Source organism: Nostoc sp. FACHB-133 (genome assembly GCF_014698055.1).
Classification (GTDB): domain Bacteria; phylum Cyanobacteriota; class Cyanobacteriia; order Cyanobacteriales; family Nostocaceae; genus Nostoc.
Genome location: NZ_JACJSH010000022.1, coordinates 36,724 through 53,427 on the forward strand (window position 1 = coordinate 36,724; position 16,704 = coordinate 53,427).

At 41.9% G+C, this 16,704-nt stretch carries 13 protein-coding genes; 9 read left to right on the top strand and 4 right to left on the bottom strand.

Annotated elements, in window-relative coordinates; genetic code table 11:
- Positions 1 to 3: 3 nt before the first annotated feature.
- Positions 4 to 258 (bottom strand): RNA-binding S4 domain-containing protein, encoded by a 255-nt coding sequence (locus H6G86_RS18950; RefSeq protein WP_190935593.1) that lies wholly within the window; start codon positions 256 to 258, stop codon positions 4 to 6.
- 465 nt (positions 259 to 723) lie between these two features.
- On the opposite strand from H6G86_RS18950, the gene dpdE reads away from it, so the two are divergent.
- The 5 genes from dpdE (at position 724) to H6G86_RS18975 (ending at position 7,816) form a co-directional block, all read left to right on the top strand.
- Positions 724 to 4,035, top strand: coding sequence for a protein DpdE (dpdE, locus tag H6G86_RS18955; RefSeq protein ID WP_190935594.1), 3,312 nt, complete (start codon positions 724 to 726; stop codon positions 4,033 to 4,035).
- Between the two features lie 237 nt (positions 4,036 to 4,272).
- Positions 4,273 to 5,367 carry a DUF4350 domain-containing protein gene (locus tag H6G86_RS18960; protein ID WP_190935595.1) on the top strand — a complete coding sequence of 365 codons (1,095 nt, stop codon included), beginning with the start codon at positions 4,273 to 4,275 and terminating at the stop codon, positions 5,365 to 5,367.
- A gap of 129 nt (positions 5,368 to 5,496) precedes the next feature.
- Positions 5,497 to 6,447, top strand: a complete 951-nt coding sequence (locus H6G86_RS18965; protein WP_114082403.1) for an AAA family ATPase — start codon at positions 5,497 to 5,499, stop codon at positions 6,445 to 6,447.
- Positions 6,448 to 6,572: 125 nt separating this feature from the next.
- Complete coding sequence (locus tag H6G86_RS18970; RefSeq protein WP_190935596.1) at positions 6,573 to 7,052, top strand: YbjN domain-containing protein; 480 nt, start codon at positions 6,573 to 6,575, stop codon at positions 7,050 to 7,052.
- Positions 7,053 to 7,090: 38 nt separating this feature from the next.
- The gene (locus H6G86_RS18975) at positions 7,091 to 7,816 is read left to right on the top strand and encodes a lipoate--protein ligase family protein (protein WP_190935597.1); all 726 of its coding nucleotides are present in this window, start codon (positions 7,091 to 7,093) and stop codon (positions 7,814 to 7,816) included.
- A gap of 44 nt (positions 7,817 to 7,860) precedes the next feature.
- On the opposite strand, the gene rppA is transcribed toward H6G86_RS18975, so the two are convergent.
- Positions 7,861 to 8,559 carry a two-component system response regulator RppA gene (gene rppA / locus H6G86_RS18980; RefSeq protein WP_190935598.1) on the bottom strand — a complete coding sequence of 233 codons (699 nt, stop codon included), beginning with the start codon at positions 8,557 to 8,559 and terminating at the stop codon, positions 7,861 to 7,863.
- 66 nt (positions 8,560 to 8,625) lie between these two features.
- Between rppA and hisG the strand changes: the two genes are divergently transcribed.
- From hisG to H6G86_RS19000, 4 genes are all read left to right on the top strand, one after another.
- The gene (gene hisG / locus H6G86_RS18985) at positions 8,626 to 9,270 is read left to right on the top strand and encodes an ATP phosphoribosyltransferase (RefSeq protein ID WP_190935599.1); all 645 of its coding nucleotides are present in this window, start codon (positions 8,626 to 8,628) and stop codon (positions 9,268 to 9,270) included.
- A 465-nt stretch (positions 9,271 to 9,735) separates the two neighbouring features.
- Positions 9,736 to 12,297, top strand: coding sequence for a GAF domain-containing protein (locus H6G86_RS18990; protein WP_190935600.1), 2,562 nt, complete (start codon positions 9,736 to 9,738; stop codon positions 12,295 to 12,297).
- Positions 12,298 to 12,314: 17 nt separating this feature from the next.
- Positions 12,315 to 12,740, top strand: a complete 426-nt coding sequence (locus H6G86_RS18995; protein WP_175586658.1) for a response regulator — start codon at positions 12,315 to 12,317, stop codon at positions 12,738 to 12,740.
- A gap of 5 nt (positions 12,741 to 12,745) precedes the next feature.
- A complete protein-coding gene (locus H6G86_RS19000; protein ID WP_190935651.1) occupies positions 12,746 to 15,034 on the top strand; it encodes a hybrid sensor histidine kinase/response regulator in 2,289 nt (762 codons plus the stop codon).
- A 268-nt stretch (positions 15,035 to 15,302) separates the two neighbouring features.
- Here the strand turns inward: H6G86_RS19000 and ychF are convergent, their stop codons facing one another.
- Positions 15,303 to 16,394: a redox-regulated ATPase YchF gene (gene ychF / locus H6G86_RS19005; RefSeq protein ID WP_190935601.1), complete on the bottom strand. Its 1,092-nt coding sequence runs from the start codon at positions 16,392 to 16,394 to the stop codon at positions 15,303 to 15,305.
- Positions 16,395 to 16,439: 45 nt separating this feature from the next.
- A complete protein-coding gene (locus H6G86_RS19010; RefSeq protein WP_174709765.1) occupies positions 16,440 to 16,637 on the bottom strand; it encodes a hypothetical protein in 198 nt (65 codons plus the stop codon).
- Between the last annotated feature and the right edge of the window lie 67 nt (positions 16,638 to 16,704).

The window sequence follows — 16,704 nt, forward strand, 5'->3', positions numbered from 1 at the left end:
TTTTTACTCGGTTTGTTCGGGAAAATCTATTACTACATTTAGGTCTTCATTGTTATCCAAATTCACCTCTAAAGTTTTTCCTTCTATTGTCACTTTATCACCCGGTACTAGTCGCCGCCCTCGTCGGGTTTCCAGCATACCGTTTACTTGGACATCGCCACCTTGAATCATTAGCTTGGCTTGTCCTCCAGTTGGCACTATACCCATCAACTTTAAATATTGGTTTAACTTAATTGTGTTGTCTCGAATTTTCTTCATACTAAATAAAACTACATCATCTTAATTGTACCCTGGTGTTATCAAGGCAAAGTGTGAATCTATTGCGCCACATCACCAACTAAGTACAGTATTTCATTAATTCGGTACCAATTAATTTGGCAACAAGTAAGTCGGTGAGAATAATCTAAACTATATTAAATAATGTAAAAAATATTGAAATTAATTTGTAGTGAGGGTTTCAGGATTTGCTACAAACCTTTAATTATTTACGCCATCTTTTAATGATAATACGCCCTGATAGCTTTACAAAGGATTATATTACAACGCAAATCAACCTTTGGGCTGATTTTACGAACTGGTGGTGGAGTGTAGGCATAGACATCGCTAAAACGAAAAACAGAAATGCCAGTTTATTATCTATAATGTTGATCGACAAAATTTCCAGATATTAGGTGAACAAACTAGTCTGGAAAGTTCTTTTAGTGTGTTCAGGGGACTGGATCTATGATTAAGCTCGGTTTATTGGTACAGTCCCAGAATAACTCTTTGGGTATCGGCAAAGTTACGGAAATATCTGATACCAATGCAAACGTTGAGTATTTTTGCTCTATAGGGCAACGTCTTCAAAAAACTTTACCTTTAAGTTCGCTCTCTGAGGTCAGGCTTGAACCACAGGCTCGATGCTATATTAAGTACCAAACTCAGGATAAATGGATAGTTGGGAGAGTTTTCATTTGGGATGAAGATACAGAAATGTATCAAATTGATTTACCAGATAAGAAAACTGCGATCGCTACTGAAGAAGACATTTACGTTCGTTGTAATCTCCCAAATACAGACCCCATCGAAACTCTAGCGATGAAGGGTCACGAAACGCCTTACTTCCACGACAAAAGATTGGCTTTCGTCAAATCCTTGATTAAGCAACGTGCTGTCAGTCGCGGGATGACAGGACTGATTTCGGCAAATATTAATCTTTATCCTCACCAGGTTGAAGTAGTGCGGCGGGTACTGGAAGACCCAATTCAACGCTACTTGCTAGCAGACGAGGTGGGACTCGGAAAAACCATCGAAGCGGGTGCAATTCTGCGTCAATTCCTCTTAGATGAACCGAAAAGGGGTGCGGTGGTATTAGTTCCGCAATACTTGCTCAAACAATGGCGGACTGAGTTAGAAAACAAATTTTACATTTCCCATTTTGGCAAACGGGTAGCGGTGCTGGCGGTTGAAGATATCCATAAAATCAACCTGAAGGCGAGAATAGGCTGCTTAATTTTAGATGAAGCTCATCATATTGCAGCAATGGCGACTTCCAAGGATGCAACAGTGCGCCAGCGTTTTCAGACTTGTAAAGAACTGGCTCATAAAAGCGATCGCTTACTTTTATTATCCGCCACTCCTGTTCTCAATCATGAGCAAGATTTCTTGGCAATGTTGCACTTGCTCGACCCAGCAACCTATAAAATTGGTGATTTAGCAGGTTTTCGCGCCAAAGTTGAAAGCCGTCAGGAAATTGGTAGACTTCTGCTTTCTTTCAAAGAAGATGCTGAACCCGTTGTTCTCAAAAGCAACTTACAGCAACTACGAAACCTGTTAGCTGAGGATGAGTATTTCTTGAAGCTGGCGGATGATTTAGAAAATTGTTTACAAACAAATTCTCCAGAGCAAGATCAAATCGTCCAAGGGATTCGTACTCACGTCAGCGATATCTATCGACTACACCGCCGAATGCTTCGCAACCGTCGCGCGGCAGTGGAAGATGTGATATTTGACCGCAATTTTACACCCAAAGAAGAGTACGATTTAGACGAGCGATCGCCTGATATCCACGAACTGCTGAATCAATGGCGGAGTGTTGCTCCTGCTGAAAAGCCATATCAGCGAATTTTTCTGCTGTTATTTCTAGCGGCTGGTACTTGGTTAGGCATTTTAGAGCAGGTAATTACCGCCCGCTTAACTGGTAAGCCTCATGCTAAACTCATCCAGGAGTTTAAAGAAGATGATATTCGCCTATTAACTACAACCCCCAAATTCTCAGGGGAAGAAGAGATTCTGCAATCCTTCCTTAAAATTATTCGTCAACCCCAAGAAGACGGAGGACGGACGGAAAATTTGAAAACTGTACTGCTGAATCAGCTAGGTACATACTTCAAAATTCCCGCAAACGTTCGGAAGAATCAAAAGGAATTCATCACGAGAATACAGCAGAGAATCAAGAGGCCAATTACTGGCGATATTCTGCCCAAATTTATTGTATTCACCAGTTTTGCCCAAAGTTGTGGCGAAATAGTCCGGTATTTGTCTGATACCTTTGGTGCAGAGACAATCGCCAAACATCAATTTGGAGAATCACCAGACAAAGTTGAGGAAGGCTTAAATAAGTTTAGGAATAACCCAAACTGCTTTATTCTAGTATGCGATCGCTCAGGAGAAGAAGGGCTTAATCTCCAATTTGCCGATTGGTTAATTCATTTTGACCTTCCTTGGTCGCCTAATCAACTAGAGCAAAGACTTGGCAGACTTGACCGCATTGGCAGCAAAATTGGAGTCCAATCTTGTGTCTTGATTGGCCCTTATTTGGAAGATAGCCCTCACAATGCTTGGTATCAAGTATTAAAAGATGGATTTGGTATTTTCCAGCAATCAATTGCGAGTTTACAGTTTTATGTAGATGATAAACTTGCAGAATTAGAAACAGCTTTGTTTCAATCAAGTGCTGCTGGATTGTTAGAGATGATTTCACCAATTCAAGAGCAAATTGAAGCCGAAATTGCAAAAATTAGCGAACAAAATGCTCTAGATGAAATTGACGCTAACGATGAAATTGCCACCGAGTATTTTCAAGACCTCGATAATTATGATGCTTGTCATCTAGAAATGAAACGAGCAATTGAAGGTTGGATTTGTGAGGCACTGGGATTTAGAGGACTCAATAACCCCGACTCATCAGAGATGCGACGTTATCAACCCTCAACGCGGACATTAGTTCCCATAAATGAGTTAAAAAACCGTTTTGCTGATAGTTACCTAGACCAATTTGGTACTTATAATCGCAGGGTGGCAAACCAGAATCCTGGTATTAAACTCTTTCGAGTTGGGGAAGGATTTGTCGAAGCACTCTGGAACTATATAAACTGGGATGACCGAGGTGAAGCCTTTGCAATGTGGCGCACTGATTCATCTTGGGATGCAAAAGAAGGGAAAGAATGGTTCGGTTTCCAATGCAATTATGTAGTCGAGGCAAATTTAAGAATTGCCAAGCAAGTTTTACTAGATAACAAACTCGATAGTTCTCAATTCAAAAACTTGCAACGACGTGTTGATGCTCTATTTCCGCCAATTATAGAAACTATCTATGTTGATGGTCGCAATGAGCCAATCCGCGTTGTTGAAGATAAAGCTCTCTTAAGTATTCTGCAACGTTCATATAAAGATAAAAACAATAATCAAGGACGAGATTACAATCTGGCAAAAGAGCGCTTAGGAATTATTGACGATTTTGTTGACCCTAGTAAATGGCAAAATTTCTGCTATCAAGTACGTAACACTTCTGCGGAATTACTTTCAAATCGTCCCGATTTTATTGACTTGTGCCAAAGTTGTGCTAAAGTCGCCGAAAAGAAATTAGCCAATAGAGTAGAGCAATTTCGCCTGCGTTTGAACCAACAAAGTTGGGATAATGCTCTTGCAGAAGAATTGAAGATAGAAACTGCTTTAAATGCAGCCATTCTAGAAGGGATTCGCCAGCCCCAGATTAGGCTTGATTCTGTCGGTTTTATTGTTGTATCGGGGCGATCGCTTGTGCAATTTGAATGATACTATGTGAGTTTAAATAGCCTTAGTCAGTATACTAACCCCACCCGGTAAAAGAGGTGGGGTTTTTTACGACTTCCAAATAAAAGTATTTTTATTTAAATAGCTTGTATTTTTTATTACTACAAGTGTTTTAATACAGGTTTAAGAAAAGTAATGATATTTTTGACTTTCCCGGAAAAATAAGTAAGTATTAACACTTGTGATACAGAAACAAAGTGATGATTGTGAAAGTCGAAGATGAAACGTTCAAATCGCCTTGCTTGGATGGGAGCGATCGCACTAGTTGCGATCGTTTTGCTTACTTTGTTAGTGGCTCCCAATAATACAAAAATTAGCACTGGCTCTACTTATAACCGCGCCTCTGATGGGTATGGTGCTTGGTATGCTTTTATGCAACAGCAGGGAATTTCTATCAAGCGTTGGCAAAAACCTTTTAGTGATATTCAGCCAGAAAATAGCCCAGTTACCTTTCTACAGGTAAGCGCCTATCCAAGGGAGACAGCATTGAATGGTCAAGAGCGCGAATGGGTAGAAAAAGGGAATACTTTGGTAATTTTGGGTGCGGGGGCGCGAGTTACAGAAGCAGAGTTTAGCACTATGCAAAAATCTCCTCAAGGTGATATCAAAATTGATACACGTAGACGATATCAGAAAGCCAACTCCAAGCAAGTTGATTTAGGCGATCGCTTTGGTGCTGTTGTCTGGGAAAAAAGTTACAACCAGGGAAAGGTAATTTTTTCTACCACTCCTTATTTAGCCGCCAACGCTTATCAAGACTATTTAAGTAATTTCCAGTATTTAGCTAATTTAGTAACTGAAAAAGGTAACACAGTAATTGTTGATGAATACATCCACGGCTATAAAGATGCTGATGTCAGAAAAAAAGAAAGCGAAGGTAATTTATCTAGCTTTTTTGCTAAAACTCCTTTATTTCCAATATTAGTGCAGGTAAGTATTCTGCTATTGGTGCTAACTTGGGCCCAGAATCGCCGCTTTGGGAAGCCAGTGGCTTTAGATACACCAGTTACAGATAATAGCGAAGCATACATCCAAGCTTTAGCAGGAGTCTTGCAGAAAGCTGATAGCACCGACTTTGTTGTCGAGATGGTGGGTAAACAAGAACAGCTCCAACTACAAAAAGCCTTGGGATTAGGACAAGTACTTTTAGAACCTCAAGCCTTAATCAATTTCTGGAAAGAAAAAACAGGCACAAGTGCAGCAGAACTAGATGCAGTTTTAAAGCTACAATCCCACAAACAACCCATCAGTGAGCGAGAACTGTTAAGCTGGTTGGGCAAATGGCAAAACATTAGATTAATTCGTAATTCGTAATGACGCGACGCTCCTGCGTCGCTAACGCTTCGCTATCGCGGACTCGCTACCGCTACGCTAACGTAATTCGTAATTAATTTTTGGAATTATGCATAATATTTCTGTATTGGTTATTTATCAATAAAAAAAATGAGCGAAACTCATCCTATCTTAATTCGCCTTGGTCAAGGTCTTAATCAAGTAGTTGTTGGACAATCGAGCCTAATACAACAACTTTTAGTAGCACTACTAGCGGGTGGGCACGTAATTTTAGAAGGAGTCCCAGGAACTGGTAAAACTCTCCTGGTAAAAGTATTAGCACAGTTAATTCAAGGGGATTTTCGCCGAATTCAACTAACACCAGATGTCTTACCTTCAGATATTACTGGGACAAATATCTTTGACTTGAATAGCCGCAATTTCACTTTGAAAAAAGGGCCAATATTTACCGAAGTTCTGCTAGCAGACGAAATCAACCGGACTCCTCCCAAGACACAAGCGGCGTTGCTGGAAGCGATGGAAGAGATGCAGGTAACATTGGATGGTGAAAGTTTGCCCTTACCAGATTTATTTTGGGTGATTGCAACCCAAAATCCCCTGGAATTTGAGGGGACTTATCCTTTACCAGAAGCGCAATTGGATAGATTTTTATTTAAGTTAGTGGTAGATTACCCAGATCAAGCTGCGGAAAAGCAAATGTTACTCAATCGTCAGGCTGGCTTTTCAGCAAGGCGTTTGGATATTAGCCGTTTGAAACCGATAGCAACAGTAGCCGACATCTTACAAGCACGACAAGCAGTTAAAGAAGTTAAAGTATCAGAAGCGATCGTTGATTATTTGTTAGCCTTGGTGAGAATATCGCGTCAATATCCCGATTTAACCTTGGGTGCATCACCTCGCGCCGCCGGTGCTTGGTTGCAGACATCTCAAGCATTAGCGTGGTTAGCTGGCAGAGATTTTGTCACGCCAGATGATGTAAAAGCAGTTGCATCACCATTGCTGCGTCATCGCCTCATTTTGAAACCAGAAGCAATGCTGGATGGTTTACAAATGGATGCAGTAATTGCGTCGGTAATTAATCAAGTACCAGTTCCAAGGTGAAAAAATTCTTGCTATATTCCAGGCTATTTGGAAAGTAGACCCAAAAGGAAGCTCAAACTAACTGCCTCCACAAGTTATAAAGTATGTGTAGATGAAACAGCGAGTATATTGAGAAAAAAATCTGTATGGCAAGCTACCAAGAAACCGTAACTAGTGACGAATCCATTAATGAGCTAATCGCCGAGACAACAGGCATTAACCATCTGGAGGTGATTGAAAATGTCATCGACTCTTTGGAACAAGATGATAGTGCGATGGTTAGTCATACTCCAGAGGGTGGCTATCTCTGGAAGTTTAAGTACGGAAGTGTGCAGGTATATGTCCAACTCAACGGTACAACCGATGAAGACACCATAACGGTTTGGTCTGCGGTGCTAAATTTACCTGCTAAAGATGAACCCAGATTGCTGCGTTATCTGTTGGAGTTGAACTGCTCCAGCACTTTTGAAGCGCGTTTTGGTATTATAGAAAACAAAGTGGTTGTGATTTCAACACGCACCTTAGCGGAGTTATCTCCCGGCGAAGTGTCTCGGCTGATTACCATTGTGGCAACAATCGCTGATAACAACGATGAAGCTTTACAAACTGAATTTGGTGCAACTTAAGGAATTTTGGATTTTGGATTGGGCTTATACTGCATTAGATGTATAGCAAGCAGGTGTGGCGACTAATTCCTTTGCTAGAGGCGGCTGGTAATGTGCAGATGGCCATTGACAACTGGTTACTAGAACAGCACCAGTCTGGAAAACATCCGTCCACTTTGCGCTTTTATACCTGGTCGCCATCTGCCATTTCTCTTGGCTATCATCAACGACAATACCCTGAATATTGGCAAAATTTGACTTGGCAAGGGCAGAAATTGGATTTAGTGCAACGTCCTACTGGCGGACGGGCGGTATTACACCAAGGTGATTTAACTTACACTGTAGTCACATCTGGAATTACGGGTAGTCGCCTCCAGGTGTATGAAAAGATTTGTGAGTTTTTGATTCAAGGGTGGCGATCGCTCGGCGTAGAATTACATTACGGTACAGAAGGGCGAGGTTACATCCACAACCCTAACTGTTTTGGCACAGCAACCAGTGCAGATTTAGTTTTGCCAGATGGTACCAAACTCATTGGTAGCGCTCAACTGCGACGTAGTGGAGCAATTTTGCAACATGGTTCCATCCGTTTGCAACCCGATGCTGAACTGTTTGCTCAAGTATTTGGTGCAGAATCTTTTACGACTGTACAACTACCTCAAAGTCTGAGTGTGGAAAAGATTATTGCAGATTTAATCACCGCAGCTAGTGATTGTTTTAATATACACATAGAGTTGCAACCACTCTCACTCTCTGAGTGGAAAGAAATTTTGGCAAAAATATGATTTTCCTACTAATTAATTTCTGGAGATGAGTTGGAAACAGACAGCTAAACTGACTCCACTGAAGAAGCACCGAAACGATAGCCTTTGCCGTAGACTGTATGAATTAGTGTAGTTTCTCTACCTACCTCAATCTTACGACGCAACAAACGAATTAATGCTGCAATCACATTACTACTGGGTTGTTCTGACTCTTGCCACAAATTTTCCATAATTTGGGCATGAGTCATTAGTTGTCCAGTGTGTTCCATAAAATATTGCAGCAACTGGCTTTCTTTTTGCGATAACTCAATTATTCGTCCTTGGCGATAGGCGACTTGATTTTCACAATCGAGTTCTAAATCAGCGACAGTTAAACGTCCGGTGGTGGTTTCATAGGTTTGGGAACCAGAACGACGCAATAAAGCCCGGACTCTAGCTAGTAACTCCCGTAGTTCAAAAGGTTTAACTAAATAGTCATCAGCACCAGCATCTAAACCTTGTACGCGGTCATCGAGAGTATCTTTAGCTGTGAGAAACAGCACGGGAGTGGTTTTGCCTTGTCGTCGCAATTGCTGACAAATTTCTAACCCCGTTTTTCCTGGTAGCATCCAATCTAAAATTAGTAGGTCATAACTGCCTGCTTGTGCATATTCGCTGCCAATTGTGCCATCGAAAGCGGCATCCACAATATAACCCTCACGAGTCAACAAGCGACTCAAGGGTTCAGTTAGTTCAACTTCATCATCAACTAATAAAATTCTCATGCTGCTGTGGTAAGCATATAGAGATATTATTCAACTGCTGGATCGCCAAGGATATTAAGAAAAAGAATGCTGACTGTTGCATTGCCAAAAGGGGAACTCCTTAAAAATAGCATCCGCTTGCTACAATCTGTGGGATTAGATTTTAGCGCTTTTTTAGATTCAGGAACTCGCCAACTTCAAATTCCTGATACTAAGGGAATTGCAAAAGCTTTGTTGGTGCGGGCGCAGGATGTGCCTGTCTATGTAGAATATGGTCAAGCACAACTGGGTGTTGTTGGTTACGATGTGCTGCGGGAGAAGCAGCCGCAAGTTGCCCACTTGGTAGATTTGCAGTTTGGGTATTGTCGGATGTCAGTGGCGGTACAAGCATCGAGTTCTTACCGATCGCCTTTAGATTTACCACCACATGGTAGAGTTGCTTCAAAATATGTAAATTGCGCTCGTGAATATTTCCACAGTCTAGATTTACCCGTGGAAATCGTACCGTTGTATGGTTCAGTGGAATTAGGCCCGATTACTGGAATGTCAGAAGCGATCGTGGATTTGGTTTCTACAGGGCGGACTATGCGCGAAAATGGTTTAATTGAAATCGCGACCCTGTATGAAAGCACGGCGCGGTTGATTGCCCATCCTCTGAGTTACCGTATGAACACAGGTAATGTGAGTGATTTAATTGCCAAGCTGCGGGAAGCAGTTTTGGTAGAGGTTTAACAGTTAAGTTGGTCGGCGCAATTAAAGCTAACTGTCATTTGTCATTTGTCATTTGTCATCAGTAAGGGTTTTAAGCCTATTTACGTTTCGTAACATACTTGAGTTTTTTCGCGCCAGCTTACTTACAGCAGAATTCAGAAGTAAAATCATGATTTTCATCAACAAAATCATGATTTTCATCAACAAAATCATGATTTTTCTCACCATAACCTTTGATGTAGTGACAAATGGCTAGCAGATAGTTTGCAACAATTAAATCTCATCATGCAGACTAAATTTGTTTACACTAGGATTAGTGCGATGGCGTACCCGCCTGCCGTAGAAGTACGACAAAATTGAAACAGAATTCCCTGAACAGCCAAAGGCGGGGAAATGACTAAGAATTGTTAATAAAAGTTAAGCTACTCTTGAGACAGCCATGCTGTTGACTGAAAATATTACATTTAGATTTTTTAATAAAAATTAATGAAAGCTGGACACGTTGATACAGAAATGGCGCGGTTAGAAGCCCTCCGTCAGTATCAAATTCTTGACACCGAACCCGAAGAAGCTTACGACAATCTTGCTCAGTTAGCAGCATTTATTTGTGGTACTTCTATCTCTTTGGTAAATTTCATTGATGAAAACCGTCAATGGTTTAAGGCAAAAGTAGGTTTAGATGTATCAGAAATGCCCCGGAGTATTGGGTTATCTTACCTTTGCCAAGAGCGACGTAATGTTGTGGTGGTTCCTGATACCCTAGCTGATGAAAAATTGGCAAATAATCCGGTAGTAACTGGCTATCCTTATGTACGTTTTTATGCAGGTGTACCCTTAATTACTCCCAAGGGAGATATGCTGGGAACTCTGTGTGTAATTGACCAAGTTCCAAAAGAATTGAGCCAAAAACAAGTGGAGGCGCTTGTGGCTCTGAGTCGCTTGGTAATCGACCAACTAGAACTTAGGCGTTATGTAACTGAGGTATCTCAAGTTACTGAAAAGCTCATGGCCCAAGAGCAAGCAGCCCGCGTCCAGTCTGAAGCTGCGAGAACCCGCATCCATAATCTTCTTGAAAGCATCACTGATGGGTTTTTTGCCCTGGATAAAAAGTCGCGATTCACCTACATTAATGGTCAAGCAGAACGGCTGTTGCGAAAAAAACAAAATGAGCTTCTGGGTAAAAACATCTGGGAAGTGTTTCCAGAAATCATCGGCACAACATTTTACCGTGAGTATCACAGGGCTATCTTAGAACAGGTGAGTGTGGAATTTGAGGAGTTTTATCCACCATTAAACTGCTGGCTTCAAGTCCATGCCTATCCTGCAAAAGACGGCTTGTCTATTTATTTTCAAGACATTACTGAACGGCGGCGAACAGTAGAAGCACTACGAGAAAGTGAAGAACGTTGGCAATTAGCATTACATGGTAATAATGATGGCATTTGGGATTGGAACTTCAAGACTAATGAAGTGTTCTTCTCAACTCGGTGGAAGGAAATGCTCGGTTATAAAGACCACGAAGTTTCCATCGGTTGGGACGAATGGATAAAACGAATCCACCCCGATGAGCGAGATTGGGTACTTCAAGCCTTCCAAGACCACTTTGCCAAGAAAACACCGTTTTATGTCTGTGAATATCGAGTCCAGTGCCAAGACGGCAGCTATAAATGGATTCTAGATCGAGGACAGGCACTTTGGGACGCATTGGGTGATATAGTTCGCATGGTGGGTTCTTATACAGATATCACAGATCGCAAGCGGGCAGATGAAGAATTAAAGCGGCAGAATTTGCGATCGCAATTATTTGCAGAAATCACCCTGAAAATTCGAGAATCTTTACAAATAGATGAAATTCTCGAAACCACAGTGACAGAGGTACAAAAATTATTAAACGCTGACCGAGTTTTAATTTTTCGACTGGAAGCTGATGGTTCGGGAACAGTGATACAAGAGGCGGTGCTGCCTGGTTGGCCCGTAATTTTGGGACAAAATCTTAACGATACCTGCTTTACAGAACAATACCTAGAGAGATATCGTCAAGGAAGAGTCGGTGCCATTGAAGACATTGAAGCTGCTGACATTCAACCATGCCATCGAGAATTTCTTCAGCAGTTTGCTGTGAGAGCTAACCTTGTGGTACCGATTATTGGCAGGGACAGAATTTGGGGATTGTTGCTGGCTCATCAGTGTGCCGCACCTCGAAAGTGGAATAACTTTGAGACGGAGTTGTTAAAGCAACTAGCTAACCAAATTGGCATTGCTTTATCTCAAGCACAACTATTAGAAAAAGAAATCCAACAAAGTCAAGAACTCGTCCGTTCTAATGCAGAATTGGAACAGTTTGCTTATGTGGCTTCTCATGACTTGCAAGAGCCTTTACGGATGGTAACAAGTTATTTACAGCTACTAGAGCGAAGATACAAAAATCAACTTGATGCCAATGCCGATCAGTTTATCACCTACGCAGTAGATGGGGCGCGGCGAATGCAGACCCTAATCAACGATTTGTTGAACTATTCCCGCGTCAGCACCCGTGGACAGCCCTTTAAATTAGTTGATTGCGATGTAATCTTACAGCAAGCGATCGCTAATCTCCAAATTGCGATCGCAGATAGTCAGGCAATTGTCACTTACGATTCGCTTCCTGAAGTGATGGCTGATACTACCCAACTCACACAAGTATTTCAAAACCTGATTGGCAACGCGATCAAATTTTGCCAGAATCAGCAGCCACAAATTCACATTGGGGTAGCCAAGCCAAATCCAAACTCAGACGAAGAAAGTTTAAATTCTATACCATTGGCAGATGAATGGTTATTCTCGATACGTGATAATGGGATTGGTTTGGAATCCCAGTATGCAGAACGTATTTTTATAATTTTTCAGCGCTTGCACGGTAGAGACAAGTATCCTGGTACTGGAATTGGTCTGGCAATTTGTAAAAAAATTATAGAACGTCACGGCGGCAGGATCTGGGTTGAATCGAAACCGGGTCAAGGCTCGACTTTCTACTTCACAATTCCAGATAGAGCAGGTAAGCAATCGTGAGCGTTATAACAGCGATTATGCCTATTGAGGTTTTGTTAGTAGAGGACAATCCTGGCGATGCCCAACTTACACGCATCGCCCTAGAAGATAGTAAAATCTCGATTAACCTCAACGTCGTCGAAGATGGTGTGGAGGCGATGGCATTCTTGCGAAAACAAGAAAAATATGTTAAAGCAGTCCATCCCGATATTGTGTTGCTCGATTTAAATCTCCCCAGAAAAGATGGGCGGGAGGTACTGGCAGAAATCAAAGGAGATGAAAAGCTCAAGCGAATTCCTGTGGTAATTCTGACGACTTCCCAAGCTGAAGAAGACATCCTCAAAGCATATAATTTATGTGCAAACTGTTATATAACTAAGCCAGTAGATTTCGATCAATTCGTTAAAATTGTACAATCAATAGAAAATTTTTGGTTTGCGATCGTAAAACTGCCACCGGAGTAGTGGAAATGGCAGGTAAAAATATTAAAGTCTTGTTAGTAGAAGATAACCCTGGTGATGTTTTTTTATTACAGGAGCTTTTAAAGGAAGTTACCACAGTTGTAGTTGATTTGATGCCCGTTGAGCGGCTTTCAGAAGCAATTAACTACTTAGCAAAAGAAATTTTTGATGTAATTCTACTAGACCTCTCGCTGCCAGATAGCCAGGGGCTAGAAACCTTTGTCATCGCTCACCATCAGGCTAAAGCTACTCCCATAATTGTGCTGACAGGTATAAACGATGAAACCCTAGCAATTAGGGCGATGCAAGAAGGAGCGCAGGATTATTTGGTGAAAGGGCAAGTAACTGGCGACTTGTTGGTACGTTCCATGCGTTATGCCATCGAACGTCAACGGGCAGACGACGCATTGCGCCATAGTGAGGAGCGATTTCGGGTGGCCCTCAAAAACTCTCCCATCTTTGTCTACAACCAAGATATAGATTTACGCTACACCTGGGTTTACAATCCGCCATCTGGATTGACAGTTGAAGAAATATTGGGCAAACAAGACTTGGATCTTATCCCAGGTGAAGATGCTCAACGTCTTACCACAATTAAACGTGGGGTGCTAACCACTGGTATAGGAACGCGAGAGGAAGTATCAATTACAATCAAAGATACAACTCGATATTACGATTTGACAGTTGAGCCATTGCGGAATGAGTCGCAAGAAATTCTCGGTGTGACATGCGCGAGTATTGATATTAGCGAACGACAAGCTGCGCTACGCGAACGCAAATTGGCAGAAGAAAAAATCCGCGAACAAGCAGCATTACTTGATGTCACCACAGATGCCATTTGCGTGCGAGATTTAAACAATCAAATTATTTTCTGGAACAAAGGTGCAGAAACACTTTACGGCTGGAAAGCTACAGAAGCTTGGGGCAAAAATGCTACTGAGCTTTTGTATGACGAACCTTCCCCAGAAATCGAAGCGGCTCTTTTACAAGCTACTAGTAAAGGTAAGTGGCAGGGAGAGTTAACTAAACTGACTAAAATGGGTAAGGAAATCCTTGTTGCTAGTCGCTGGAGTTTGGTGTACGGCGAACAAGGAAAACCTAAAGCGATTCTCACCGTTGACACAGATATTACCGATAAAAAACATCTAGAAGCCCAATTATTTCGCGCCCAACGCTTGGAAAGTATTGGCACCTTAGCTAGTGGCATTGCTCACGACCTCAACAATATCCTGACACCTATTCTGGCAGGAGCGCAACTTTTACCACTCAAATTTCCTGATGCAGATGAGCGGACTCGCCATCTACTGGAAATTTTGGAAATCAACGCTAGACGCGGGGCTGATTTAGTCAAACAGGTGCTGTCCTTTGCACGGGGTGTAGAAGGAAAGCGTATCACTTTGCAACTCAGACATCTGATTGTGGAAGTTGCCAAGATTCTTAAAGAGACATTTCCCAAATCCATACAAATCAGTACCGATGTCCTGCAAGATTTGTGGATGGTTTCTGGAGATAGCACCCAACTGCATCAAGTATTAATGAACCTCTGCGTTAACGCCCGCGATGCAATGCCAAATGGCGGTAATTTGAGTATTCTTGCTGAAAATTTGTTGATTGATGAAAATTATGCACGCATGAACCTGGAAGCCAAAGAGGGGCCTTACATAGTAATTACTGTCTCCGATACTGGAGTTGGGATTCCTAAAGAAATCTTAGATAGAATTTTCGAGCCATTCTTTACCACAAAAGATGTTGGAAAAGGCACAGGGTTAGGACTTTCCACCGTGCTGGGGATCATTAAAAGCCACGGTGGTTTTGTGAACGTCTATAGCGAACTGGGAAGTGGCACCAGCTTTAAAGTTTACTTGCCAGCAGTGAAGGGAATGGAAACATTTACTCCCGAAGAATTGCCACCACAGAAGGGACATGGAGAATTGATTTTGATTGTGGATGATGAAGTTGCCATTCAAGAGATTACCAAAACATCACTGGAAACTCATAACTACAAAACCCTAATTGCCAATGATGGCATTGAAGCGATCGCGGTATACGCTCAAAACCGGGATAAAATTAGTGCCGTACTGATGGATATTATGCTACCTTCACTCGATGGTTTAACTGCCATCCGTACCCTGCAAAAAATTAACCCCAAAGTCAGAATTATTGCCAGCAGTGGACTTATGTCTGAAAATAAGCTCAGTTCAATAGCTGCTGTTGGTGTCAATACATTTTTGGTCAAGCCCTATACTGTCAACGAATTATTGGTTTCTTTACAGAAAGTACTATCGGGAGCTAACTAAATACGTAATTACACTTGATGAAAATTTCGGTTCTTATATATACATGGTGGGTGGGAGTAACTGAGCGATATGTCCTTTGATAACCTATGTAAACTGCTATCTGAAAAGAGATTGCTGGTTTATTTGCGTTTATTTGCGATCGCCTAACAACTGCCTTAAGGAGTGTCAAGGTATACAGTGCGATGGCGTACCCGCCCACCGTAGGCGATCGCAATTTGCTATAAGTTAACCATTATCTGATTGATAACGGTCACTTAATTAATTACCCCTACACATTAAATCGGAACAACATTACATCCCCTTCTTGCACAACATACTCTTTTCCTTCACTGCGAACCAACCCTTTTTCTTTCGCAGCATTCATCGAACCAGTTGTTACCAAATCTTTATAAGCGACAGTTTCAGCGCGAATAAATCCCCGCTCAAAATCACTGTGGATTACACCAGCAGCTTGAGGTGCAGACATTCCGGCATTAATTGTCCAAGCGCGGGTTTCTTTGGGGCCGCAGGTAAAATATGTCCGCAAGCCGAGAAGCGAGTAAGTTGCCCGAATCAACGATTTCAAACCGCCTTCTTCCACACCTAAAGACGCAAGAAAATCAGCTTTATCTTCCTCTGGTAATTCCACTAATTCAGCTTCAACTTGAGCCGAAACTATCACAACTTGGGCATTTTCTGTTGCTGCGATTTGCCGCACTGTTTCCACAAAATGATTACCAGTTGCCAACTCATCCTCAGATACATTCGCGGCGTAGATAATCGGTTTATAAGTGAGCAAATCCAGCCCTTTAATAATTACTTCTTCTTCTTCATTCAAACTTACCTGACGCACCGATTTACCTTCATTTAAAGCCGCAGCTAATTTTTCTAAAACTGTGATTTCAAACTGTGCATCTTTGTTGGTACGAGCTTGTTTGCGAGTGCGATCAATTCGCCGCTCAATTTGTGATAAATCTGATAAACCCAATTCTATATTAATGATTTCAATATCTCGTGCTGGATCAACAGAACCAGCAACGTGGATAATATCGTCATTTTCAAAACAACGTACCACATGAACAATCGCATCAACTTCTCGGATGTGGGACAGGAATTGATTTCCTAGTCCCTCACCCTGACTTGCACCTTTAACTAAACCGGCAATATCTACAAATTCCACCCGCGCCGGGATAGTTTGTACCGAAGTGGCAATCTTAGCAAGAATATTTAACCGTTCATCCGGTACTGCGACAACGCCGACATTCGGTTCAATCGTGCAAAAAGGGAAGTTAGCTGCTTCTGCCTTAGCATTAGCAACTACAGCATTAAATAAAGTAGATTTTCCGACGTTGGGAAGTCCGACAATTCCGGCTCTTAGCATTTTGGATTTTAGATTTGAGATTTTGGATTACATTACCAAGGTAATCTAAACAGGTTCCGGTATGGTTTGGGGAATTGGCCCTGGAACCGTCTGAGGAATGGGAGCAGGTACTGGTTCTGGTACAGGCCCCGGTAACGGTTGAGGAATCGCTGGCCCCGGCACAGGTTCGGGACTAGGTAGCGGATTCGGGCCAGGAGTAGGAATTTGTGGTTCGGGTATAGAAATCGCAGTAAGATTTAGCATGGTAAGTCTAAATTAAATTATTCAACCTTCCCAAGGTAGATGACAACCTCATCTGTTGACATCTCCC

Bases quoted from the DNA above. Each gene is read 5' to 3' on its own strand.
- H6G86_RS18950 (WP_190935593.1), bottom strand. From the start codon at position 258: ATGAAGAAAATTCGAGACAACACAATTAAGTTAAACCAATATTTAAAG.
- dpdE (WP_190935594.1), top strand. From the start codon at position 724: ATGATTAAGCTCGGTTTATTGGTACAGTCCCAGAATAACTCTTTGGGT.
- H6G86_RS18960 (WP_190935595.1), top strand. From the start codon at position 4,273: ATGAAACGTTCAAATCGCCTTGCTTGGATGGGAGCGATCGCACTAGTT.
- H6G86_RS18965 (WP_114082403.1), top strand. From the start codon at position 5,497: ATGAGCGAAACTCATCCTATCTTAATTCGCCTTGGTCAAGGTCTTAAT.
- H6G86_RS18970 (WP_190935596.1), top strand. From the start codon at position 6,573: ATGGCAAGCTACCAAGAAACCGTAACTAGTGACGAATCCATTAATGAG.
- H6G86_RS18975 (WP_190935597.1), top strand. From the start codon at position 7,091: ATGTATAGCAAGCAGGTGTGGCGACTAATTCCTTTGCTAGAGGCGGCT.
- rppA (WP_190935598.1), bottom strand. From the start codon at position 8,559: ATGAGAATTTTATTAGTTGATGATGAAGTTGAACTAACTGAACCCTTG.
- hisG (WP_190935599.1), top strand. From the start codon at position 8,626: ATGCTGACTGTTGCATTGCCAAAAGGGGAACTCCTTAAAAATAGCATC.
- H6G86_RS18990 (WP_190935600.1), top strand. From the start codon at position 9,736: ATGAAAGCTGGACACGTTGATACAGAAATGGCGCGGTTAGAAGCCCTC.
- H6G86_RS18995 (WP_175586658.1), top strand. From the start codon at position 12,315: ATGCCTATTGAGGTTTTGTTAGTAGAGGACAATCCTGGCGATGCCCAA.
- H6G86_RS19000 (WP_190935651.1), top strand. From the start codon at position 12,746: ATGGCAGGTAAAAATATTAAAGTCTTGTTAGTAGAAGATAACCCTGGT.
- ychF (WP_190935601.1), bottom strand. From the start codon at position 16,394: ATGCTAAGAGCCGGAATTGTCGGACTTCCCAACGTCGGAAAATCTACT.
- H6G86_RS19010 (WP_174709765.1), bottom strand. From the start codon at position 16,637: ATGCTAAATCTTACTGCGATTTCTATACCCGAACCACAAATTCCTACT.